General features: G+C 65.5%; 19 protein-coding genes. 10 read left to right on the top strand and 9 right to left on the bottom strand.

Features of this window, described 5'->3' with window-relative positions; all coding sequences use genetic code 11:
- Window positions 1-185: 185 nt before the first annotated feature.
- The 3 genes from DK366_RS17620 (at window position 186) to DK366_RS17610 (ending at window position 4,071) form a co-directional block, all read left to right on the top strand.
- Complete coding sequence (locus tag DK366_RS17620; protein WP_109126879.1) at window positions 186-1,868, top strand: MASE1 domain-containing protein; 1,683 nt, start codon at window positions 186-188, stop codon at window positions 1,866-1,868.
- A gap of 227 nt (window positions 1,869-2,095) precedes the next feature.
- The gene (locus DK366_RS17615; protein ID WP_232821104.1) at window positions 2,096-2,791 is read left to right on the top strand and encodes a c-type cytochrome; all 696 of its coding nucleotides are present in this window, start codon (window positions 2,096-2,098) and stop codon (window positions 2,789-2,791) included.
- Window positions 2,788-4,071 carry a cytochrome c gene (locus tag DK366_RS17610; protein WP_109126877.1) on the top strand — a complete coding sequence of 428 codons (1,284 nt, stop codon included), beginning with the start codon at window positions 2,788-2,790 and terminating at the stop codon, window positions 4,069-4,071. The genes DK366_RS17615 and DK366_RS17610 overlap by 4 nt, the downstream gene beginning before the upstream one ends.
- A gap of 46 nt (window positions 4,072-4,117) precedes the next feature.
- Here the strand turns inward: DK366_RS17610 and DK366_RS17605 are convergent, their stop codons facing one another.
- Window positions 4,118-5,104, bottom strand: a complete 987-nt coding sequence (locus DK366_RS17605; protein WP_109126927.1) for an NAD-dependent epimerase/dehydratase family protein — start codon at window positions 5,102-5,104, stop codon at window positions 4,118-4,120.
- A gap of 92 nt (window positions 5,105-5,196) precedes the next feature.
- Between DK366_RS17605 and DK366_RS17600 the strand changes: the two genes are divergently transcribed.
- Complete coding sequence (locus DK366_RS17600) at window positions 5,197-6,090, top strand: LysR family transcriptional regulator (RefSeq protein ID WP_109126876.1); 894 nt, start codon at window positions 5,197-5,199, stop codon at window positions 6,088-6,090.
- Here DK366_RS17600 and DK366_RS17595 read toward each other — a convergent pair.
- Entirely contained in the window at window positions 6,087-6,614 is a 528-nt protein-coding gene (locus DK366_RS17595; protein ID WP_232821101.1) for a mismatch-specific DNA-glycosylase, read from the bottom strand. The two genes, DK366_RS17600 and DK366_RS17595, sit on opposite strands and share 4 nt — an antisense overlap.
- Before the next feature lie 152 nt (window positions 6,615-6,766).
- Between DK366_RS17595 and rng the strand changes: the two genes are divergently transcribed.
- Both rng and DK366_RS17585 read left to right on the top strand, forming a co-directional pair.
- Window positions 6,767-8,257 carry a ribonuclease G gene (gene rng, locus DK366_RS17590; RefSeq protein WP_109126874.1) on the top strand — a complete coding sequence of 497 codons (1,491 nt, stop codon included), beginning with the start codon at window positions 6,767-6,769 and terminating at the stop codon, window positions 8,255-8,257.
- A 35-nt stretch (window positions 8,258-8,292) separates the two neighbouring features.
- The gene (locus tag DK366_RS17585) at window positions 8,293-12,198 is read left to right on the top strand and encodes a YhdP family protein (protein WP_109126873.1); all 3,906 of its coding nucleotides are present in this window, start codon (window positions 8,293-8,295) and stop codon (window positions 12,196-12,198) included.
- A gap of 45 nt (window positions 12,199-12,243) precedes the next feature.
- On the opposite strand, the gene DK366_RS17580 is transcribed toward DK366_RS17585, so the two are convergent.
- Complete coding sequence (locus tag DK366_RS17580; protein WP_109126872.1) at window positions 12,244-13,449, bottom strand: sterol desaturase family protein; 1,206 nt, start codon at window positions 13,447-13,449, stop codon at window positions 12,244-12,246.
- A 139-nt stretch (window positions 13,450-13,588) separates the two neighbouring features.
- On the opposite strand from DK366_RS17580, the gene tldD reads away from it, so the two are divergent.
- On the top strand, window positions 13,589-15,028 hold the full coding sequence (gene tldD, locus DK366_RS17575; protein WP_109126871.1) for a metalloprotease TldD: 1,440 nt from the start codon (window positions 13,589-13,591) through the stop codon (window positions 15,026-15,028).
- 204 nt (window positions 15,029-15,232) lie between these two features.
- The gene (locus DK366_RS17570; RefSeq protein WP_109126870.1) at window positions 15,233-16,654 is read left to right on the top strand and encodes a putative sulfate exporter family transporter; all 1,422 of its coding nucleotides are present in this window, start codon (window positions 15,233-15,235) and stop codon (window positions 16,652-16,654) included.
- A gap of 283 nt (window positions 16,655-16,937) precedes the next feature.
- Here DK366_RS17570 and yjgA read toward each other — a convergent pair whose 3' ends face one another.
- Window positions 16,938-17,522 carry a ribosome biogenesis factor YjgA gene (gene yjgA / locus DK366_RS17560; RefSeq protein WP_232821100.1) on the bottom strand — a complete coding sequence of 195 codons (585 nt, stop codon included), beginning with the start codon at window positions 17,520-17,522 and terminating at the stop codon, window positions 16,938-16,940.
- Window positions 17,523-17,550: 28 nt separating this feature from the next.
- Window positions 17,551-17,799, bottom strand: coding sequence for a DUF1653 domain-containing protein (locus DK366_RS17555; RefSeq protein ID WP_109126867.1), 249 nt, complete (start codon window positions 17,797-17,799; stop codon window positions 17,551-17,553).
- 113 nt (window positions 17,800-17,912) lie between these two features.
- On the opposite strand from DK366_RS17555, the gene pmbA reads away from it, so the two are divergent.
- A complete protein-coding gene (pmbA, locus tag DK366_RS17550; RefSeq protein ID WP_109126866.1) occupies window positions 17,913-19,265 on the top strand; it encodes a metalloprotease PmbA in 1,353 nt (450 codons plus the stop codon).
- A 119-nt stretch (window positions 19,266-19,384) separates the two neighbouring features.
- Complete coding sequence (locus tag DK366_RS17545) at window positions 19,385-19,825, top strand: DUF4870 domain-containing protein (RefSeq protein ID WP_109126865.1); 441 nt, start codon at window positions 19,385-19,387, stop codon at window positions 19,823-19,825.
- Between the two features lie 49 nt (window positions 19,826-19,874).
- On the opposite strand, the gene DK366_RS21460 is transcribed toward DK366_RS17545, so the two are convergent.
- The 4 genes from DK366_RS21460 to tilS all read right to left on the bottom strand — a co-directional run.
- The gene (locus tag DK366_RS21460; RefSeq protein ID WP_198651615.1) at window positions 19,875-20,645 is read right to left on the bottom strand and encodes a hypothetical protein; all 771 of its coding nucleotides are present in this window, start codon (window positions 20,643-20,645) and stop codon (window positions 19,875-19,877) included.
- A gap of 102 nt (window positions 20,646-20,747) precedes the next feature.
- On the bottom strand, window positions 20,748-21,671 hold the full coding sequence (locus tag DK366_RS17530; RefSeq protein WP_109126863.1) for a farnesyl diphosphate synthase: 924 nt from the start codon (window positions 21,669-21,671) through the stop codon (window positions 20,748-20,750).
- Complete coding sequence (locus DK366_RS17525; RefSeq protein WP_109126862.1) at window positions 21,631-21,882, bottom strand: exodeoxyribonuclease VII small subunit; 252 nt, start codon at window positions 21,880-21,882, stop codon at window positions 21,631-21,633. The genes DK366_RS17530 and DK366_RS17525 overlap by 41 nt, the downstream gene beginning before the upstream one ends.
- A gap of 48 nt (window positions 21,883-21,930) precedes the next feature.
- On the bottom strand, window positions 21,931-22,462 hold a 532-nt coding region (gene tilS / locus DK366_RS17520), incomplete at its 5' end, for a tRNA lysidine(34) synthetase TilS (protein WP_157956604.1).

The raw sequence follows: 22,462 nt of genomic DNA, 5'->3' as shown, positions 1-22,462 counted from the left end.
GAAAGCCCGGCCTCGCCGGGCTTTCTTTTTGCATGGAGAAACACGTAGGTCGGTCGAGTGACGCATCGCAGCGAGTTACGTAGGCATTTTCCTGCGACAATCGTCACAACGCCGCCGGTTCACCTTCAGGTCATCTTCAGAGGGCCTGCAGAGCGACGTTCAATAACAGGGGTTGGCACGACGCGATGGTCACGGCAACGAAAGGGAAGCAGGGCGCAAGGACACACAGCGCGTTCCAGGCAGCGGTCAGGCAGCTGTGCGTGGTGTTGGCTTATGCGGTTGCCTACCCGGTACTGAGAGAGTTTTCTGTCTCGCATTGGAATCTCAATGCGGGTCTGCGCGTGCTCTGCCTGCTGCTGGTGCCGCCGCGTTACTGGTTGGCGTTGGCCGTGGGCGAGGCCATTCCCCTTGCCTGGCTGGGATGGTCAAGTCATGACCGTTTTGGAACGCTTTGGGCCGTGTTCGTCACGGTGCCGCCGATTCTGCTGAGTGCGCCGGTCTTCGTGTGGTATCGCCGCCGCGTCACCGTGTTCAGGGAGGGCGTGGTCAATGTCGGCGCCCTGATGAGCAGTGTGTTCGTGGGCAGCACGATTAGCGCACTCGTGAACACCGCAACGTTGGCCGTGCTGACGCTGCCGCCGGGCGAGACGCCGCCGGCCATCACCACGCATGTGTTACTGGAGTACTTCCTGGGCAGCTACCTCGGTGCGCTCACGCTGGTACCGGCCGTGTTTGCGTGGATGAGCTGGTCGTCGCGCTGGCAGCCTGCCGGAGCACCGTCGCCCAAGTGGGCTGTCGCCATGGACTGCATCAAGGGTGTCGTGCCGCCGCTGGCCTTGCTGGTGTGGCTGGCATCGGCGAGTCATGGCGAAGAGGTCGTCGAAGTGGCGCGTCTGGCCATGTTCCTTCCGGTGGCCTGGCTGACCATGCGGTGGGGTTGGCAAGGTGCCTCGGTGGGTGGCCTGCTTGCCAGCGTGGCCATCCAGTTGACGATGACGGTAGTGCGCGACCCGGCCGTGATCCAGGCGCAGGCGCTCATTGCTTTCGCCGTATCCAGCCTTGTGATGCTGGGTGCGCGCCTGTCGCCGAAATCGGGGACGGCGGCCATGGGCGAAGCGTCGGGTGACGACAGGCTGCGCGGTTTCCTGCTCGCGCAACAAGGTCTCTATCAGGAGGAACTGCGACTTCGTCATGTGGCCGAGTCGCTGGATCGACTGGGGCAATCCATGCGGGATGGCCAGCGCCGGATGATGGACCGGCTGCGTCCCGTCTTGCCCGCCAACATGGAACAGAGCTACGCGCGGCACCTGGACCTGACGCAGATGGAAATGCAGCGTCTTTCCGACGCCTTGCATCCGCGCGCGTGGCGTGAGCACGGTTTGGCGGCCACGTTCCAGAACGGCCCGCTGTCGAAGGCGGCGTCGTTGGTGGGCGCGCGCTATCACTGCACGCTCACCGGTGACGGGCTCAATTTGTTGGCGCCCGACGTGCACATGATGCTGTATCGGCAAGCGTGCGAAGTGTTGGTCTACATGCTGGCTCGCGAGCCCATGAAGCGGATTCGCGTGCATATCCGCGGCGGCTGCACCCACGGCCGCCGCTGGGTCGTGCTGCGCATGACCGGCGCACGCGCTGCACCCGCCTTGCGCGGACGTCCCGTGCCTGAGTGGCGCCAGATGGTGTCGCTGCTCGGCACCAACGGCCAGGGCATGACAACCGTGCGGGAGCGTGCGCTGATCTATGGCGGCGTGGTGCATGAGCGCGAGAGCGAAGACGTCCTCGGTGTCACCCTGCTGCTGCACGATGCCCTGCGCGTCGATGTTCGTGACACCGTGGATGTTCCGTTGGCGCGTCCCGTATCGGCGTGAAGCATTGAGTCGTGAGGTACGCCTGCCTCGTGCGGCATGGTGTCGCTGCGCTCTTTGACCTCGTCGCTTGACGACGCAGCGTGGAAGGCCTGCGCCTATAATCAGGCCTTCATTCCGGCGCGCTTCAGTCGTGGTGCCGCGCCCTCATGCGCAGGTCGGGGAACATGAAGAGCCTATCAGCGAAGTGGTCGCGGAACTGGCGCGTCATCAGCGCATGGATGGTGCTGATGTTGCTGCTGCATGCTCATGCAGCGCGGGCACAAGATGCACCGCATCCCGCCATTCCCGACACCTTGCAGCAACGCATCGCTGCATGCATCGCATGTCACGGCACTCATGGTGAAGGCACGCCGGAGAGCGGCTTCTTTCCGCGCCTTGCGGGCAAGCCGGCAGGTTATCTTGCGCGGCAGTTGAAAGACTTCCAGGACGGCCTGCGCAAGTACGGGCCCATGGAATACACCGTGCGCCAGCTCAGTCCCGCCTACATGGAGGAGATTGCGGCGTATTTCGCTGCGCAAGAGGTGCCTTACGAGCGATCGCCGGTGCCGGACGTGTCGGCGGAAACGCTCCAGCGCGGAGAGACCCTGGTGACGCACGGTGATGCGGCACGGCAGATTCCGCCTTGCACCGCATGCCATGGCAGCCAGCTCACCGGCGTGCAGCCGAACATTCCCGGCCTTGTCGGGTTGCCTTATGACTACATCAGTTCGCAGCTGGGTTCCTGGCGAACGAAAACCCGCGCGACGGTCGCACCCGATTGCATGGCGGATATGGCCAACCGCCTGAGCGATTCGGACATCACGGCCGTGTCGGCGTGGCTCGCCAGTCGTACGCTGCCCGCGGACATGCATGCGCAAGCGGCGGGCAGCGTGACGCCGCCGTTGCATTGTGGCGTGCTGGGCGACAAGGGAGACGGCGCATGAAACGCATCGTGATCGTTGTTGTCCTGCTTCTGCTGGCAGCGGGCGGATGGTGGTTGTTCCGCAGCGAGTCGCGGCCCTCCGCGCCCACGTCGGCGAGCACCGTGGATGCCGCCACGCTGAAAGATCCCGCGCTGATCGCCCAAGGCGAATACCTGGCCACCGTGGGTGATTGCGCGTCGTGCCACACCAGGCAGGGCGGTGCGCTCTATGCCGGTGGTCGCGTGCTGCCGACGCCGTTCGGCAATATCCCGTCGCCCAACATCACGCCTGACCGCGACACGGGTCTGGGCGAGTGGAGCTTCGAGGATTTCTGGCAAGCGTTGCACAGCGGCAAGGGTCGCCACGGCGAACTGTTGTATCCCGTGTTTTCGTATACGTCGTTCACGAAGGTGTCGCGCGACGACGCGCTCGCCATGTTCGCGTATCTGCAATCGCTGGCACCGGTGCACGCGCCCGCGCAACCGGCCACGCTTTCGTTTCCCTACAGCGTGCGCAACAGCCTGAAGGCGTGGCGCGCGCTGTACTTCAAGGAGGGTGAATTCCAGCGTGATCCGTCGAAGTCCGACGCCTGGAATCGTGGTGCCTACCTGGTTCAGGGACTGGGTCACTGCAACGAGTGCCACGCGCCGCGCGATTCGCTGGGCGGCCAGCAGGGCAACGCGTCGTTGGCCGGTGGACAGATTCCTTCGCAGAACTGGTACGCACCCGATCTCAGCACGCAAACCAATGGCGGCCTTGCGGGCTGGAGCGAGCAGGACATCGTCGATCTGCTGAAGACGGGACAATCCGCACGCGGCACGGCGTTTGGTCCGATGGCCGAAGTGGTTGCGCGCAGCACGCAGCACATGCACGACGATGACCTGCATGCGATGGCAACGTACCTGCAGTCGCTGCCGCCACGCGCAGCATCCGTGTCCGGGAAAACGCAGCTCGATACGCGCGCCATCATGCAGCATGGCGCGAAGATCTATGCCGAGCGTTGCGCCGACTGCCACGGCAAGGACGGCGGTGGCGTGGCTGGCGTGTATCCGCCGCTGAACGGCAATTCCTCCGTGAACGAACCCACCGGCATCAACGCGATGCGCGTGGTGTTGCTGGGCGGTTTTGCGCCGGTGACGCAAGGCAACCCGCGGCCGTATTCCATGCCGCCCTTCGCGCAGCAACTCAGCGATGCCGACGTTGCCGCGGTGGTGACTTACATTCGCCAGTCGTGGTCGAACACGGCGTCGGTGGTGCTGGAGCGCGATGTCGTGAAGTATCGCCACACGCCGATCGACTGATCAGCGTTGCACGGTTCGCGGCAGTCGTCGCGAACCGTGCAACGCTTCATGCATCGACATGCGACGGCGTGTTGATGGAAGCATCCTGGCGAATGGCTCCGTTCGCGACGAGCGTCGCGTGAACCGCGTCGTCCAACGGCGAATACAGATGGCCGCCGAGAAAGGCCGCGAGCCTGGCGTCATCGAGTTGAACCGGCTCGCGCCACAGGTAACGCATTTTGCAGAGCTCGCGCATCGTCTCGTGGAACGGCGAAGCAAGTCGTGCCAGCCACCAGGGAAAGCGTGCTGCCTTGATGCGGTCGTTGCCTGCGGCGCGACGCACGGCGGCGAGCATGGCGTGACCGTCCAGCCAATGGCCGCCGAAGTGGAAGCGTTCGAACGCATCGAGTTCGTCTTCGCGATCAAGCAGGCGTGCGAGGGTTTGCGCCACGTCGGGAAGATAGGCCCAGCTGTGGCTCACGGCGTAATCACCGGGATAGGTCAGTCGCGTCACAGGCTTGCCTGGTTGCATCAAGCCTTGTGCGAACCAGTTGTTGCCGGCGCGCGGGCCGAAGAAATCGCCGCAGCGAAGGATGAGCACGCGCGCGCCCGATCGCGAGGCCGCTTCCAGTCGGCGTTCCATGTCGACGCGAATCTCGCCTTTGCGGGTGAGCGGATGCTGCGGCGAGTCCTCTTTCAACAACGGAAACGCATCGGGACCGTAGTTATAGATGGTGCCGGGCAACACGATGCGCGCGCCCTGGGCACGCGCGGCGGCGATAGTGTTGTCCAGCATGGGTAGCACCAGCCGATCCCAGCCCTTGTAGCCCGGCGGATTCACCGCGTGGACGATCACATCCACGCCCGCGGCCGCGGCAAGTACGTCGGCCCGGTTCATGGCGTCACCGGTATGCCATTCCACGGGGCCACGAGCATCGGGCGCGGTGCGCACAAGCGCGCGCACTCGCCAGCCGTGCTTCAGCAGGGCCTGGCAGGTTTGCTGTCCGATACCACCGTTGGCGCCGATGACCAAAGCCGTTCGCTGCGTCTGCATGAGGTTGTCCTCGTCGGGAAGTGGTTCCAGCTTGGGCGTTTGGCTGAGCAAAGAAAATTGCCTAATGAAGAAGGTCTGCTATACAAATATGCATGGCCGACCTCGAACCCGCCTGGGAGCTCTACCGTTCGTTCCTCGCCGTGATGCGGGAGGGCAGCCTGTCCGGTGCCGCCCGGACATTGGGCATGACGCAGCCCAGCCTGGGGCGGCATATGCGCGAATTGGAGTCCGCCCTCGGGGCGCCCCTGTTCGCCCGCTCGCCGCAAGGGTTGGTGCCCACCGATCTGGCACGGGAACTGGTGCCCCACGCGCAGGCCATGGCATCGGCTTCCGCCGCCTTGCGCCGAACGGCCTCCGCGGGCAAGGGCGAGGTAAGCGGCACGGTGCGCGTCACGGCCAGCGAGGTGATGGGGGCCGAGGTGCTGCCGGCCATGCTGGCGGCGTTCCGCGAACGGCATCCGGACATCGTGATCGAGCTGGTGCTCTCCAACGGCACGGCCGACCTTCTACGGCGCGATGCGGACCTCGCCGTGCGCATGGTCCAGCCCACCCAGGACGCCTTGGTGGCGCGACACGTGGGGCGCGTGGAGCTGGGCCTGTTCGCGCACCAGCGCTACCTGGATACCCATGGCCATCCGCAGCACCCGGACGACTTGAGTGGCCATGCCTTGGTCGGTTTCGACACCGAGACACCGTACATTCGCCGCATGCGCCCGCCGGGCGTGCCCTATACGCGGGAACACTTCGCGTTGCGCACGGACAGCGATCTGGCCGCGCTGGCGGCCATCCGCGCCGGCTTCGGCATCGGCTTTGCGCAGGTGAGCCTGATGCGCCGCGATGCACAGCTGGTTCGACTGATGGCGACGGAGCTGTCGTTTCCCATGGACACCTGGGTCGTCATGCACGAAGACCTGCGCTCCAGCCTGCGCGTTCGCCGGTTGTTCGATCACCTGGCGACCGCGTTGGAAAGTTACGCGCGCGGCTAGCGCGGTTGCCTGGCCAATGCCGCCAGTGCCTGCCACGGCGCGAGATCCCAATGCCCGCGAGCCTGGCCGGAAGGCGAGGGCAGCACGAACAACTGCGTTGATCCGAAGCATGCTTCCTGCAGTCCATAGTCGGTCGCGCGCCCCAGGGCCGCTCGCGCGGCAGCCTTGCTGGTGAAGGCCAGCAGGCGAGGTGCGAAATGCGCGATGCGTTCCCGCAGCGCCACGACATCGAAGGCGTCACGGGGCAGCTCGTCATCGTTGCCCATGTGATGCTTGGCCAGGTCGGTCAGGCCGATGCCCAGTGCAGGCAGCAGCGGAAACTCGGCAGGCGCGAACAGCCGCGGGGTCAGCTGCACCGCGTGCAGCGTGCGCCAGAAGAGGTTGCCGGGATGGGCGTAGTACGCCTTCTCCCGCGCCGAGCGGCGCCCGGCGGCGGTGCCGCAGAACACCAGGTCCAGTCCGGGCTGGAGCAGGTCGGGGAGAATCGGGGCACGCATCCGCTGCAGCATAACGGGCGGCTTCATGCGAAACGAATGGAACACTCGCCGGTACACGAAATCCCGTGATCTGAGCGCCAGTTGGCGACGTTGCCAACCGTGGGTACGGAGTACGCCGACACGCATCGACAGTGTGAGCGTCCTCCCGCTATAAAGCTTGCTGAGCAAGGGAGCACCCGGTGAGCGAAGAAATCCTGATCAACGTGACCCCACGCGAGACACGCGTCGGCGTGGTCGAGAACGGCATGTTGCAGGAGGTGCACGTAGAGCGGGCGTCCCGGCGCGGCTATGTCGGCAACGTCTACAAGGGTCGCGTGCAGCGGGTCATGCCCGGCATGCAGGCCGTGTTCGTGGATATCGGGCTGGAGCGTGCCGCTTTCCTGCACGCCTCGGACATCGTGCGGCCGTCGCTTCCGCCCGGCGCCGAGGGTGGCGAACCGGCAAGCAATGGCGGCAACGGTCATACGCCCTCCATCAGCGAGCTGGTGCACGAAGGCCAGGAGATCGTGGTGCAGGTGGTCAAGGACCCCATCGGCACCAAGGGCGCGCGGCTGTCCACGCATTTGTCGATTCCTTCACGCTACCTGGTGCTGCTGCCGCATGCGCGCACGCTGGGCATTTCCGCCCGCATCGAAGAAGAACCCGAACGCCAGCGCCTGAAAGAAGTGCTCAACTCGCTGATCGGCGAGAACCCGCTGGGTTACATCGTGCGTACCAACGCCGAAGGACAGACGGCCGAATCGCTGGCCTTCGACGTCACCTACCTCGGCAAGGTGTGGCGCGTGGTGCAGGAGAACATCGCCAAGTCCAAGGTCGGCGAGCGCGTTTACGAGGAACTTTCGCTGCCACTGCGCAGCCTGCGCGACATGCTCAACGACGACATCGAGAAGGTGCGCGTGGACTCACGCGAAACCTTCGAGAAGGTCGTGAAGTTCGTGCACAAGTTCATGCCGCACCTGGATGATCGCATCGAGCACTACGCTGGCGAGCGTCCCATCTTCGACCTGTACGGCGTGGAGGACGAAATCCAGCGCGCCCTGAAGAAGGAAGTGCCGCTCAAGTCCGGTGGCTACCTCATCGTCGACCAGACCGAGGCGATGACCACCATCGACGTCAACACCGGTGGTTACGTCGGTACGCGAAATCTCGAGGAAACCGTTTACCGGACGAATCTCGAGGCCGCGCAGGCGGCGGCACGCCAGCTGCGGCTGCGCAACCTGGGCGGCATCATCATCATCGACTTCATCGACATGACGGACGAGGAACACCGGCGCCAGGTGCTGCGCATGCTCGAAAAGGGCCTGCTGCGCGACCACGCCAAGACCACGGTGTACCCCATGTCCGCCCTGGGCCTGGTGGAAATGACGCGCAAGCGCACCACCGAAAGCCTGGAACGCCAGCTCTGCGAGCCGTGTCCCGCATGTAGCGGGCGCGGCACCTTGAAGACCGCCGAAACGGTGACCTACGAAATCTTCCGCGAGATCACCCGCGCGGTGCGCCAGTTCAACACCGAAAAACTACTGGTCATGGCCAGCCCCAAAGTGGTCGGCCGCATCCTGGAAGAAGAGTCCGCCGCGGTGGCCGAACTGGAAGAGTTCATCTCCAAAAGCATACGCTTTCAGGCCGAAGAGCATTATTCGCAGGAACAGTTCGATGTGGTTCTGCTGTAAGGCGCGGCGCCCGGGCCTCGCGTCGTGAGTCAGTCGTGAGCGCGCCCTGGCTGAAACGTACCCATTTCTGCGCCCGGGCCCTGGCCTGGGTCGGCGGCGTGGGCGTGATTTCGCTGGCCGTGCTGATGGGGCTTGCCCAGCTGGTGCTGCCGCTGCTGGCGCGCCATCCGGATTGGGTGCAGGCACAGCTGACGGCCAAGCTGCAGCGCCCGGGCACGTTCCAGTCGATGGAAGGACGCTGGCAGCCGTCGGGTCCGCTGTTCGTCATGCGCGGCGTGAGCATTGGTGCATCCGATGGCGGCACGCCCATGCAGCTTCCCGAGGCCGAACTCAAGCTCGATCCCGGCGGCTGGCTGATCCCTTCGCGGCATGTGGTGAACCTGCAGGCGCGCGGCCTGCAGTTCGACATTACCCGCGATGCCGACGGTACGTGGCACGTGAACGGCATTGGCCTGGCGGGTGGTGAAGAACAGCAGAAGCCGGGCTTCACGCAGTTGTCCGTCGGTTTGCTGCTGACCGACACGCGGCTGGACATCACCGACAACCGCATCAATCGACACTTCACGGTGCTGGCCGACCAGCTGCGCCTGAGCCGGCAGGGCCGGCGCATCCGCGTGGGTGCGTTGTTGCGCCGCGAGGGTACAACCGGGGATCTGCGCGGCGCGGGCAACTTCAGCGACGACGGTACCGACGGCAAGCTGTGGATCAGTGGCAACAACCTTGATATCCACGCCATGTCGACCGGCGTGGATATGGCCGGCTATACGGCTGACAGCGGCACCGGTTCGTTCGAAAGCTGGCTTGACTGGCGTGACAAGAAAGTCGTGCGCAGCCTCACGCGCTTTCATCTTCGCGATTTGAAGATCGGTAACCCCGATGGCGCGACCGCGACGGCGGAAGCCCTCGATGGCATGGCCGAGCTGGCCATCGGCAAGGACAGCTACCAACTTCGCTGGGCTGCCGACGATGGTGGCGCGGCCGTGGTACGGCTGAAGGCCATGGGCACCGATCAGGCCAGCGTGGATGTGTCCGCGCGAGATCTGCAGCTGGGGCCGCTGGTGCCGTGGCTGGCGCTCAAGCCGCAGTTGTCATCCGGTCTGGCGCAATGGGTGGGAACCGGCAAGCCGCGTGGTCAGATCACGCGCGCGTGGCTCGCCTGGAATCATGCCGACGGCCTGTATGCACTCGACGCGGCCTTCGGCAACGTGGCGATCAATCCGGTCGGCAAGCTTCCCGGCATCGATGGGTTGCAAGGCGAGTTGCGCGGCGATGCACAGGCGATGTCGGTGTCGTTGCCGGTGCAATCGACGGTGCTGCGGTTCCCACACACCTTCCGCGAGCCGTTCAACATGTCGCGACTCGCGGGCGACGTGACGTTCTGGCATGACGAGGACGCCTGGCACATCGGCACCGATGCCTTCGATTTCGAAGGCGCAGGCTTTGGTGGCCAGGCGCGCGGCGAGGTGGCGTTGCCCGATGCGGGCGGACGGCCTTTCATGGACCTCTACGCAGTGCTTTCGCATGCGGACGTCCAGGCGGCCAAACTGTTCTGGCCCATCGACTCCATGTCGCCGGCCGCCGTGCAGTGGCTGGACGATGCGCTGGTGGCCGGCAAGATCGATCATGGTGACGTGCTGGTTCGCGGCGACCTGAAAGACTGGCCGTTCCATCACAACGAAGGCCGCGTTGAAGCGCGCGCCGAAATCAGCGGGCTGGAACTCAATTACGGTCGCGACTGGCCGCACGCGCAGAACGTTACGGCGGTGGCCAACTTCATCAATGGTGGCATGTTCGTCGAGGCCAGCCAGGGCGAATCGCTGGGCAACAAGGTGGATCGCGCCGTAGCGCTGATTCCCGAACTCGGCCACACCGTGCTCGACCTCAACGTGTACGGCAATGGCACCGGCGCCAGCATGCTCGATTTCGTGCAGCGCAGCCCGATCGGCATGCACCACACGGATATCCTCTCGAAGTTGAAGCTGGGCGGTACGGGCGCCTTCGATTTCCACCTGTCCTTGCCGGTGGCCGATGCGAGCAACCTGATTCTCGATGGTCGCGCGCAGTTGAAGGGCATGGATTTCGATGCGCCGGAATGGAATCTCAAGCTCGACAAGCTCACCGGCCCGGCCACGTTCGACAAGACGGGATTCCATGCGGGGCCGCTGGACACCAGCTTCCGCGGTCAGCCGTCCAAACTCGATCTCGCCATTGCCGGTGCTACGGGGCAGCCCAACACCGTGCTGGCAGCCAAGCTGGCCGGCCGTTTCAGCATGGCCGAGCTCACGCAGGGCTACAAGCAACTGGACTGGCTCAACCAGGTGGCTGACGGACGCAGCGATTTCACCGTAGGTTTCACCATTGCCAATGCACCGGGCTCCGCGGTCACCACGCAGCAGTTGAGCGTGGATTCCGTGCTCAATGGCATGACGCTCGACTTCCCTGCGCCGCTGAAGAAGTCTGCCGATGGCAGCTTGCCCCTGCACGTGGACATGAACCTGCCGATGCAGGGCAGCGACGTGCAACTCAGCGTGGGGCAGATTGTGCGTGCCCGCCTGCGCATTCCACAGACCGACAACCAGCCGCTGGCAGCCACGTTTGCCTTCGGCACCAAGGCGCCGGACACGGTGCCGGAGAAAGGCTTCCGCATCCGCGGACGCCCCGCCACGCTCGACGTCACCGGTTGGACGCAGTACGCCGCAGCGGGCAGCAGCGGCAATGGACCGGGGCTGGAAAGCATCGACGTGAACGCCGGCCAGGCGATGGTGTTTGGCCATCCCTTTGCCGACATGCATCTGCTTGCCACGTCGCAGCCTGACGGGTTGGTGGTGGATGTCGATAGCGCAGGCCTCGCCGGGCGTTTCAACATCCCGCTCGCCGACCTGACGCGTCGTGGTGTCACGGCGCGCCTGCAGCGCCTGTATTGGCCGAAGGATGTGGTGGCGCCGAAGAAGGCCGCTGGTGGCGCTGCTGACGTCGCGACGGCGCAGGGGGCGGCGGCACAACCTGCGGCAGCCGTCGCCACGCCACCGCCGAACCCTGCGGTCACGGGCATCACGCCTTCCGCCTTGCCGCCGTTCCATCTGTGGGTGAGCGATTTGCGCTTCGGCGATTCCAAGCTGGGCGATGCGCGACTGGAAACCTGGCCGACCGATCGCGGAATGCACATCGATCAGCTGCGCACGACCTCGCGTGGTGTGCAGATCAACGGTACGGGCGACTGGAACGGCACGCCCAACGACAGCCACTCGCACATGCGCATCGACTTCGCTGCCGACAACCTGGGCGACATGCTGGGTGCGTTCGGCTACGAAGGCCTGCTCGCCGGCGGCAAGGTGCGTTCGCAGCTCGATGCCACGTGGCCGGGCGCGCCGTCGGCCATGGAGCTGGGCAACATGGATGGCAAGCTGAGCATCAACATTACCGACGGCCGCATGCCGGAAGTGACGCCCGGTGTGGCGCGGTTGTTCGGCCTGGTATCCGTACTCGAATTGCCGCGTCGCCTGTCGTTCGACTTCGGCGACGTCTTTGGCAAGGGCCTGGCCTTCGATGCCATCGTCGGTGATTTCAAGCTGGGCGATGGCAACGCGAATACCGACAACCTGCAGATTCGCAGCCCGGCGGCGGAGATTTCCATCCAGGGCCGCACCGGCGTACGCGCGAAGGATTACGACTTGCAGGTGCTCGCCATTCCTCATGCCGGCAACAGCCTGCCGGTGGTGGGCGCGTTCGTGGGCGGCCCCATTGGCATCGCAGCGGGTTTCGTCGCGCAGGGCTTGCTGGGCCACGGCATCAACCGCGCCGCCAGCGCGCGCTACAAGGTTACCGGCAGCTGGGACAAGCCGACGATTACGCTGACCGAGAAGAAGGACATGCCGGTACAGCCCACGGTGGAGCCGGCCACCGGATCAGCACCGGCGCCGGCGAGCAGCACGGCGCGCTAAGTGAAGGGGGCGCCGTGCGCGCTCCCTTCGTCAATGAGCGTTGGGTCAGGTCTGCGGGTCGCGCGGCCTGGTGCTGCCACGGAACGGGAAGAGTTGCTGGCGCACGAAGCCGTCCGGCATGTAATCGCCCACGACACCGTAGTGCTCGGGAAACTTCTTCGTCGACTTCACCGCGGTGCCGAACAGGTAGTCGAGAAACGCGTAGTGCGCGGCGTAGTTCTTGTCGATGGCCTCATCGTCGGAGGCGTGGTGCCAGTGATGGAAATCCGGCGTCACCATCACGTACTTCAGCGGACCCCACGGCAGATGCACATTGGCGTGGTTGAACACGGCCTGGAAGCCGACCACGATGATGTACGCATTCATCACGCCCTCGCTGAAACCGAGGATGTAGAGCGGCGCCAGTACCGCCACGCGGGTGACGATCAGCTCCAGCATGTGCTGGCGCGAGCCGGCCAGCCAGTCCATGGTTTTCACCGAGTGATGCACGGCGTGGAAACGCCACAGGAACGGTACTTCGTGATACGCGCGATGCGTCCAGTACTGCGCCATATCCGCCACGAGGATGCAAAGCAGCAGCTGCGGCACGAACGCGATGTGCTGTACGAACTGCTGAAAATCGCTGCGCACCAGCCAGCCGAACAGGTGGTGCAGCAGGAAGTTCACCACCAGCAGCGCCAGGCCGACGATGAAGTGATTCACCGCGAAATGCTTGAGGTCGGTCTGCCATTCCTTGCGGAACAGCGTCTGACCCTTGTACAGCGGGAACAGCTTTTCGATCACCACGAAGATCAGCGTCGAGCCGAGCAGGTCGAGGATGAACCAGTCCAGGCCGATATACGGCGTGTGATCCGGGAAATTGCCCACGGGGACGCGTGAGCCGCCCAGCACCGTCGCTGCGATCACCAGCGCGAACGCGACCATGCTCAGCCGTCGCGCGCGTCCCAGGATGATGTTCGCCAGCGACATGCCGCCCGCGATCAGCAGGGCGGCCAGCAGCAGCTGGCGGAGCACATCCACCGAATACTTGTGGCGCAGGTCCGGCGTGGTCAGGTATTCGGGAAAGTGGAAGGCCAGCACCGCCAGCAGGCTCAGGAAGCCCAGCGACAGCGCGATGACGCTGCTGACCATGCCGAGTCCCGGCTTCAGTTCACCGTCCTTGTGCAGCAGCTCGCGAGTTTCCTCGATGGGCGCCTTGATGGCGCGGTCGATCACTTTCCTGGCCATCGGCCGGTGGGGCGTGTCGCTCATACGGTCCTTCACATGTGCGTCATAAATGGTGGCGGCATCCTACCGGCTGGCCGGCCGGGGCTCCATCGGCCAGGGTTTAAAGCCCGACCGGCGGCCCCCAACTTGGTAAAGTCCCCTTTTTGCATACGGCACCGACTTCATGGATTCCCTGATCGCGCAGGCAGAACGCCGCCTGCTGTCGCCGGGCGGCCTGGCCGCCTCCGACCTCGACCGCGTCTTCAACCAGTTGATGGGCCCCTCCATCGACGCCGCTGACCTCTATTTCCAGCATTCGCGCAGCGAGTCCTGGGTGCTGGAAGAGGGCATCGTCAAGGACGGCAGCCACTCCATCGAGCAGGGCGTGGGCGTGCGCGCCATCAGCGGCGAAAAGACCGGCTTCGCCTATTCCGACGAAATCGTCATGCCGCAGCTGCTGGACGCCTCCAAGGCAGCCCGTGCCATCGCACATGGCGGCAACGGCGCCGGCAAGCCGCTGGCGCTCAACGGCGCAAAGCAGCTCTACCCGGCCATCGATCCGGTCGAGAGCCTGCCCAACCCCGAGAAAATCGCATTGCTGCGCGAAGTCGACGCCTATGCCCGCTCGCGCGACCCGCGCGTCAAGCAGGTGATCGTGAGTCTCGCCGCCACCATGGATACCGTGCTGGTAGCCGCCTCCGACGGCACGCTGGCGGCCGACGTTCGCCCGCTGGTGCGCCTGAACGTCACCGTCATCGCCGAGCAGAATGGCCGCCGCGAGCAGGGCAGTGCAGGCGGCGGTGGCCGTTATGGCTACGGCGAGCTGATCGACAACGGCCGCGGCATGGCCTTTGCCGATGAAGCCGTGCGCCAGGCACTGGTCAACCTGGACGCCGTGGATGCGCCCGCCGGCAGCATGCCGGTGGTGCTTGGCCCGGGCTGGCCGGGCGTGCTGCTGCACGAAGCCATTGGCCACGGCCTGGAAGGCGACTTCAACCGCAAGGGCAGCTCGGCCTTCGCCGGCCGCATCGGCCAGCGCGTCGCCGCCCCGGGCGTCACCGTGGTGGACGACGGCACGCTGGCCGGTCGCCGCGGTTCGCTCAGCGTGGACGACGAAGGCACGCCCACCGAGTGCACCACGCTCATCGAGGACGGCATCCTCAAGGGCTACATGCAGGACAAGCTCAACGCACGCCTGATGGGCATGGCCCCCACCGGCAACGGCCGCCGCGAGTCGTTCGCGCAGCTGCCCATGCCGCGCATGACCAATACCTACATGCTCGCCGGCCAGCACGATCCGCAGGAGATCATCCGTTCGGTGAAGAAGGGCCTGTACGCCGTGAACTTCGGCGGCGGCCAGGTCGACATCACCAACGGCAAGTTCGTGTTCTCCGCCAGTGAGGCCTACCTGATCGAAGACGGCAAGATCACGCGTCCGGTGAAGGGCGCCACGCTGATCGGTGCCGGCCCCGAGGTGCTCAACCGCGTCTCCATGATCGGCAACGACCTGGCGTTGGACGAAGGCGTGGGCGTGTGCGGCAAGGATGGCCAGAGCGTGCCCGTGGGCGTGGGCCAGCCGACGCTCAAGGTGGATGCGATGACGGTGGGTGGCACGGCTTCCTGATGTCATCGTTTGCCGCCCGGGAAGGGCGCCGAACGCTCCGATGTAAAGAAGCACGCCGGGCCCTGCGCCCGGCGTGGCTATATCCATAGAACGAAACCTCATTTCGCTTTGACGCGCCGCCGCCGGACAGTGTCCGCTGCGGCCTCTCCCGTTGGCCGCCCGGACGTCTAGACGTCCGGTTAAACTTTTGGCGAGGGGCCAGCAATGAGCGACGCGACACATGTCCTGCCGGGCAAGGCCCGTGCCCAAGGCGCCCCCGCCGTGCGAACGGCGCGATGGGGCGTGTTCTCCAACGAGGACTGGTGGTCGGTGTGGATCGGCCTGCTGGTGATCGTGGCGGCCTGGGCATTGTTTGCCAACGGCAGCAGCCTGAAGTGGCTGGCGACAGCGCCAACGAAGTGGAAGACCCTGGCCGAGGCCGGGCAGGGGCTGGTGGCCCACTGGCCCAACTATCTCGCCTTGTTCGCGGCGTTCGCCTTGCTGTTCGGAACGGGGCTGGCCGTGCTTGGGCATTCGCTTGCGCGCTTCCTGCCGGCATTCGCGGTGCTTTTCGTGGTGTCGTTGCTGATCTTCACGGCGTCGGCGTGGGCGGAAGCCTCGCGCTACAACCTTGAATCTCCGTTGCTGGCATTGGCGTTGGGATTGCTGGTATCCAACACGGTGCGCTTGCCCGAATGGTTCCAGTCGGGCCTGCGCGTGGAGTTCTACATCAAGGTAGGCATCGTGCTGCTCGGTGCCACGCTGCCGCTGACGTTGCTGTTCTGGGCGGGCCCGGTGGCGGTGGGGCAGGCGACCATCGTGTCGCTGGCCACGTTCTTCACCATTTTCCTGGTGGGCAAGGCGTTGGGCCTGGACAAGCGTTTTGCGGCGGTGCTTGGCGTGGGCGGTGCGGTGTGCGGTGTATCGGCGGCCATTGCCAGTGGCGGTGCGGTGCGTGCGCGTCGTGAAGATACGTCGATGGCGATCACGCTGGTGGTGGTGTGGGCCATAGTGATGATCTTCGTGCTGCCGTTTGCGTCGCGCGCGCTGGGTTTATCCACGCCAGTGGCTGGCGCATGGATCGGTACATCGGAATTCGCGGATGCGGCGGGTGTGGCGGCGGCACAGGCTTATGGCGATGCGGCCCGCCATTCGGACGGTGCCATTGCAGGCGCTCCTGACGCCGCGGTGCAGGCGTTCACGCTGATGAAGGTAGTCGGGCGCGATATCTGGATCGGCATCTGGGCGTTCGTGCTCGCCTGGGTGGCCTCCACGCGCTGGAACACGACGGAGGATGGCGTGCGCGCCAAAGCCGACGTGCGTGAGATCTGGGCGCGTTTTCCGAAATTCGTGTTCGGCTTCGTGCTGGCGTCGGCGTTGGTAACGTGGATCGCCAGCCACTACTCGCTCGCCGACTACCGCAAGGTGGTGACGCCCGACCTGGTCGCGCCCATCAGCACGCTGCGCACGTGGGCATTCACGTTCTGCTTCCTCAGCATTGGTCTCACCACGCGGCTGCGCTCGCTCACGGCCACGGGCTGGCGCCCGCTGGCGGCATTCACGGCAGGCGTCGTGGTGAACGTGATCATCGGCTACGTGCTGTCGGTGCACGTGTTTGCCAATTACTGGAACGGGCTGGGCGGATGAGTGTTGCCGCCGCCACGCTGGAAGCGCGATGTGAGCATTGCCGCTTTCGTCGCGATGACCCGCGCGAAACGGAGCGGCGCATGCCCGGTTTGACGTCGTTCGGTTCGGCACAAGGCGCAAGCATGGCGGCGAGTGCGTTATGCGAGGTGCACGATTGTTTCGTGTCGCCGGGTGATTCGTGCAGGCGCTTTAGTCCCGCAGAACGTTGAGCTGGTCGCGCACAAGTGCGCTCCTACCTGGCAATCATCTGTAGGAGCGCACTTGTGCGCGACACCAGCCAACCTCAGTCCTCGTTTTCTTCCTGCACGTCGATGTCCTCGACGGACTCGTCGACATCCGCATCGGCAGCGCCGCTCGCCAGGTCCTTCAGCAACTGGTAGATCTCGCGATAGGCGCGCGGCGGCTTGTTGCCGTCCTTCTCGATCTTCGCCTGTCGTACCAGCGAACGCAGGTGCTGGCGATCGACGTTCGGATACTTGGCAATCAGGTCGCCCATCGCGTTGTCGGGATCGGCGATCAGGCGGTCGCGCGTGGCTTCCAGGCGATGCATGGCAGCCGTTTCCTGGCGCTGGCGGTCGCGGTTTTCACCCAGTGCGGCGCGCACACCGTCGAACACGCTGTTGTCGTGGCGACGCATGACCTTGGCGAGGAACTGCAACTGGCGTTTGCGCGCGATGTGCGCGGTGATGCGGCGCGTGTTGGCGATTTCGCGCAGCACGTCTTCCGGCAGCTCCAGCTTGGCCAGCTTGCTCTGCGGCAGCTCGGCCAATTGATTGGCGAGCGCCAGCACGGCAAGTGCATCGCGGCGCTGCTGGGTGCGGGTCGGGCCGTAGTCGTGGTCCGGGTCGTCGGTGTAAGTGCGATTCACAAGGTTCTTCCAGCAGTGAAGCAGAGGCTCAGGGTGTGGCAACCACGCCGTCGAGCAGGTCGGGTTCGGCCTGTTCCAGCGCGAAGCGGGGAATGGGCTCGCCATCCAGTTCCACCGTCTCGCAGAACATCACGGCGGGGCGCACCCACAGCCCGTATTCGCCGTAGAGCGCCTGGTAAACCACGACTTCTTCCATGGTTTCGCTATGCCGGGCGGTGCCCAGTACGCGGTAACGCTGGCCTTTGTAGTGGCGGTAAATGCCGGCAGTCAGGGGCATGGTTGGGCTCCGCGACGCTCTTTGCTTTCGATGGGGCAACCCCCATGTTGGGAGGCTGCGCGGGTAGGACCGCGTATTCTACCCGTTCCCCGCCAGCCTGCAGGAACACCCGCGTGACCCAGCTCAATCCCGCCCATGACCGCAGCAACGACGAACTCGACCGACTGGCCCAACTGGCCGAGGACGTGATTCGCCGTGCCCGTGCCGCGGGTGCCAGCCAGGCCGAGGTGGCCGCCAGCGTCGATACGGGCCTGAACGTGAATGTGCGGCTGGGCGAGGTCGAAACCGTGGAGCACACGCGGGACCGCGGGTTCGGGCTTACCGTGTACTTCGGTCAGCGCAAGGGCTCGGCCAGCACGGCGGACCTCAACCCCGATTCCATCCAGGCCACGCTGGAGCAGGCCTGCGCCATCGCCCGTTACACCGAGGAAGATCCGGCCGCCGGCCTGGGCGAGGCCTCGCGCATGGCCACCCAGTTTCCGGATCTGGACCTGTGGCACCCCTGGCGGGTCGACACCGAGCAGGCCATTGCGCTGGGCAAGCAGATCGAGGACGCCGGTCGTGCTCACGCCGGCATCACCAATTCCGACGGCGCCAGCGTGCAGATGGGCGAAAGCCTGGCGGTTTACGCCAATTCGCATGGCTTCCTGGGGCGCGAGCGCGGCACCCGGCATTCGTTGTCGGTGGCGCTGATCGCCGGCGACGATGAAGGCATGCAGCGCGATTACTGGTACGACAGCGTGCGCTCGGCCGACGATTTCATGAGTGCCCAGGCGCTTGGCGACAAGGCCGCGCAGCGCACCCTGGCGCGCATGGGCGCGCGCAGCCTTTCCACGCGCCAGGCGCCGGTGTTGTTCACGCCCGATGTGGCGCGGGGATTGATTGGCCACCTGATCGGTGCGGTGAGCGGTGGCGCGCTGTATCGCCGGGCCAGTTTCCTGCTGGATCACGCGGGCAAGCAGGTGATGCCGTCGTGGATGAACATCGTGGAGCGTCCGTTCCTGATGCGAGGCCAGGGCTCGGGGGCGTTCGACGCCGAAGGCGTGGCGACGCGCGACAGCTCGCTGATCGAAAACGGCGTGCTGTCCCGCTACGTGCTCGGCAGTTATTCGGCGCGCAAGCTCGGGCTGGAATCCACCGGCAACGCGGGCGGCATCCACAACATGATCGTGGAGCCGGGCAAGGACGACTTCGCGGCGATGCTCAAGCGCATGGGCACCGGCCTGATCGTGACCGAGGTGATGGGTCAGGGCGTCTCCACCATCACGGGCGACTACTCGCGTGGCGCGGCCGGTTTCTGGGTGGAAAACGGCGAAATCGCCTATCCCGTGGAAGAAATCACCATCGCGGCGAACCTTCGCGACATGTACGCCAACATCGTGGCGGTGGGCTCGGATGTGGATCACCGTTCGCACCTGTTGACCGGCTCGATCCTGCTGGAGCAGATGACCATCGCCGGTGAGTGACCAGACCATCGCGGGTTAATGACTACATGCACCGGTAACCAAGCCGACACTTTGCTAGGATCAAGGCCGTCAGTGGAAACTGACAGCAATCAGGCCTTTACGACCCAGGAGAAGTGCGCATGAGCGTTCCGCCCGAGTCTGTCGTACCGCCGCCGTCGCACGGCTCCGCCGTGCCGCCGACCGATGTCCCTTCCGCCCAGGAGCGCCAGTGGGCAATGTTCGCCCACCTTTCGTCCTTGCTGGGGCTGATCCTCACCGGCCACTGGTTTGGCTGGGGCTGCTTCCTCGGCCCGCTGATCATCTGGCTGGTGAAGAAGGATTCCATGCCCTTCGTGAATGACCAGGGCAAGGAGGCGCTGAACTTCAACATCACCGTGGCCATCGTGGTCTTCGCGCTGTTCGGGCTCACGCTGATCACCCTGGGCCTTGGCGTGTTGATCGCCGTGCCGGTGGGCATCGTGGTGGGCGTGGCGTGGCTGGTGTTCACCATCGTCGCTGCCATTCGCGCGAACGAGGGCGTGCGCTATCGCTACCCGTTCACCTTGCGGCTGATTGGATAGGCGCTGGAGGTTTCGATGAAAAAGGCGGCCCAGGGCCGCCTTTTTCGTTTCAGTGCAAGCCGACGTAAGTGCGCTTGAAGGTGACCGGCTGTTCCAGCGTTGGCACTTTCCACGCGCCAGTGACAATCATCTGGGAGCCATCCGCCGTCATCGCCCAGGTCTGGTCAAGCTGGGTGCCGTCCGCGTAGCGGATGTTCACTACGAGCTGACCGTTCTCCACGTGCCCTTTCACCATGGCGTTGCCGTTGAGCGTCTGGCGCGCCACGCCATCCAGCTTGCCGGTGAGCTGGTCGCCATTGTTCAGGCGCACCTGGAAGGTTTTCTCGTCCTGCTGGACGAGCAGCACGGAGTCCGTCTGCAGCGTCGGGGGCATCGGGTAGGTTGCGGTGGCGATCGGGTCCTTGTCGCCCGTGGAAGGCTTGCTGGAGTCGCTGTTGTCACCGTGGCGACCGGGGCCGCCGCCACCGCCCATGCCACCTCCGCCACCGTGGCCACCACCCATGCCACCGCTGCCGGCGCCGCCCATGCCACCACCACCCATGCCACCGCCATGACGACCGCCACCACCGTGGTTGCCGGCAGGTGTCGCGCTGGAGGATGAGGACGCGGGTGCCGACTGCTGGCTGGCCAACTCCTTGCGCGCCTCGATGCGCATCGCGCCGGTGAGCGCGTCGGGGCTGTCGCTGTTGCGGTCATCGAGACGCCAGGCACCGGAGAAATCCTGGGGCTGCGTTGCGCTGGCGACACCAGCAAGCATCAGGGCGATGAACGCGCCGGCCGAGGCCACGCGCAAGCGGGAGATGGGGCGGGGGAAAGCCATCACGAAGACATGCTCAAGGGGTGTACCGCCCTCAAACGCTTCAGTGCAACCGGTGTTGACGCGGTATCAGTCGCTGGACGCGACCCAGGCCCGTCGCGCGCCTCAGCGCAAGCGGGCAGCGGCGTAGCGGGCGAGTTCTTCCAGCAGCGCGGCACGAGCGCCAAACGGGGCGATCGCATCCAGTGCGTCCTGCGTGAGCCGGGCCAGGTGTTCGCGGGATGCATCCATGCCGATGATGGACGGGAAGGTGGGCTTGTCGGCTGCCGCATCCTTGCCAGCGGTCTTGCCGAGCACCGCCGATTCGCCTTCGACGTCCAGGATGTCGTCACGCACCTGGAAGGCCAGGCCTACGGCATGGGCGTAGCGGTCAAGCGCGGCGAGGTCGTCCGGCGTGGCGCCGGCAGCCAGGCCGCCCAGCTGCACGGCGGCACGGATCAGCGCGCCGGTCTTGCAGGCGTGCATGAACTCCAGTTCCTCGAACGTGAGCTTGCGACCCACGGCCGCGAGGTCCAGTGCCTGCCCGCCTGCCATGCCGTCGGCACCGCAGGCGCGACCCAGGACACGCAGCATTTCCACGCAACGCGTGGGCGACACGCCCAGGTCCACGTCATGGGCGAGCAGTTCGAAGGCCAGTGCCTGCAACGCATCGCCGGCCAGGATCGCCATGGCTTCGCCAAACACGATGTGGCAGGTGGGACGGCCGCGACGCATGGCGTCGTCGTCCATGGCCGGCAGGTCGTCGTGCACCAGCGAATAGGCGTGGATCAGCTCCACGGCGACGGCGGGTGCATCCAGCCGCGTCCCGGTTTCTCCCAGTGCGTGGCCCGCCGCATAAACCAGCAGCGGGCGCAGCCGCTTGCCGCCGCCCAGCACGGCGTAACGCATCGCGCGGTGCAGTTCGACCGGTGCGGTGTCTTCGGGCGGCAGGGAGCGGACGAGCGCGTCTTCGGCTCGGGTAATCAGCGACTTGAGCTGGGAGCCAAGCTCAGAGCTCGGGCTGGTAAGGTTCGGCTGTGTCTGGGGCATCGGGGTCGAGCAGCATTCGCACGCGCAACTCGGCATTTTCCAATGCCTGCTGGCAATGGCGATAGAGGCCGATGCCGCGTTCGAAGGAGGACAGGGATTCGTCCAGGCTCAACTCGCCGCCTTCCATGCGCGCAACCAACTGCTCGAGTTCGTCCAGCGAGTGTTCGAAATCGGCGGCGGGAGCGGCGGGGGCGGAAGCAGACTTGGCCATGGCCCGCAAAACTAGCGCAGGGGCGGTGCGGAATCAATCGGGACGGTGTCAGCAGGCCGGCTGCCAAAGCGGCCGCGCCGGGGAAAACAGCGATTTCCCGCGGGCACTGAGCCAGCGATCACCCACGCCAACCAGCTCGTCCCCCAGCCACAGCAAGGGGCAGGCGAGCCGTCGCCATGGCGGCATGCCGCCCTGCTGGAACAGGTCGCGCAATTCGCGCGTATGAGGGTCGCCGTCGGGACGCAGCTGCTCGCCGCCGCGACGCAGGCGAACGGTGACGGGCGACGAAAGCTCGCCGGCCGGGTCCAGCGTGAGGCTGCCGCCGTCGGGCAGCGCCAGTGGCTCACCGCGCCAGGTGGCGTGCCATTGCGCATCGATGGGGCGCTGCGGCGGCAACGCCCAGAGACGGCCGCGCCAGATGTGCACTTCGGTGCCGCTCCAGCGAATGCAGGGCAATTGCCCGTCGCGCGCGGCGCATTGCCGTTCGATCTGCTCGCGTTGGGCCGTGGTGGGCGCGGTGAGCCCGCGGGCATGCAGCCAGTCGTCCAGCAGCTGTCTCGTAGACACCTCTGACGCTGCC

It is taken from the genome of Dyella sp. C11, assembly GCF_003121485.1.
Lineage (GTDB): Bacteria > Pseudomonadota > Gammaproteobacteria > Xanthomonadales > Rhodanobacteraceae > Dyella.
The sequence above is the reverse complement of the archived record's forward strand: the minus strand, read 5'-3'. Positions and strand labels throughout refer to the sequence as shown.

Coding starts and splice junctions, on each gene's coding strand:
- DK366_RS17620 (WP_109126879.1), top strand. CDS start 186: ATGGTCACGGCAACGAAAGGGAAGCAGGGCGCAAGGACACACAGCGCG.
- DK366_RS21460 (WP_198651615.1), bottom strand. CDS start 20,645: ATGGCTTTCCCCCGCCCCATCTCCCGCTTGCGCGTGGCCTCGGCCGGC.
- tldD (WP_109126871.1), top strand. CDS start 13,589: ATGGATTCCCTGATCGCGCAGGCAGAACGCCGCCTGCTGTCGCCGGGC.
- DK366_RS17605 (WP_109126927.1), bottom strand. CDS start 5,104: ATGCAGACGCAGCGAACGGCTTTGGTCATCGGCGCCAACGGTGGTATC.
- DK366_RS17530 (WP_109126863.1), bottom strand. CDS start 21,671: ATGCCCCAGACACAGCCGAACCTTACCAGCCCGAGCTCTGAGCTTGGC.
- DK366_RS17525 (WP_109126862.1), bottom strand. CDS start 21,882: ATGGCCAAGTCTGCTTCCGCCCCCGCCGCTCCCGCCGCCGATTTCGAA.
- DK366_RS17615 (WP_232821104.1), top strand. CDS start 2,096: ATGTTGCTGCTGCATGCTCATGCAGCGCGGGCACAAGATGCACCGCAT.
- DK366_RS17600 (WP_109126876.1), top strand. CDS start 5,197: ATGGCCGACCTCGAACCCGCCTGGGAGCTCTACCGTTCGTTCCTCGCC.
- DK366_RS17545 (WP_109126865.1), top strand. CDS start 19,385: ATGAGCGTTCCGCCCGAGTCTGTCGTACCGCCGCCGTCGCACGGCTCC.
- DK366_RS17580 (WP_109126872.1), bottom strand. CDS start 13,449: ATGAGCGACACGCCCCACCGGCCGATGGCCAGGAAAGTGATCGACCGC.
- DK366_RS17570 (WP_109126870.1), top strand. CDS start 15,233: ATGAGCGACGCGACACATGTCCTGCCGGGCAAGGCCCGTGCCCAAGGC.
- DK366_RS17595 (WP_232821101.1), bottom strand. CDS start 6,614: ATGAAGCCGCCCGTTATGCTGCAGCGGATGCGTGCCCCGATTCTCCCC.
- DK366_RS17555 (WP_109126867.1), bottom strand. CDS start 17,799: ATGCCCCTGACTGCCGGCATTTACCGCCACTACAAAGGCCAGCGTTAC.
- DK366_RS17610 (WP_109126877.1), top strand. CDS start 2,788: ATGAAACGCATCGTGATCGTTGTTGTCCTGCTTCTGCTGGCAGCGGGC.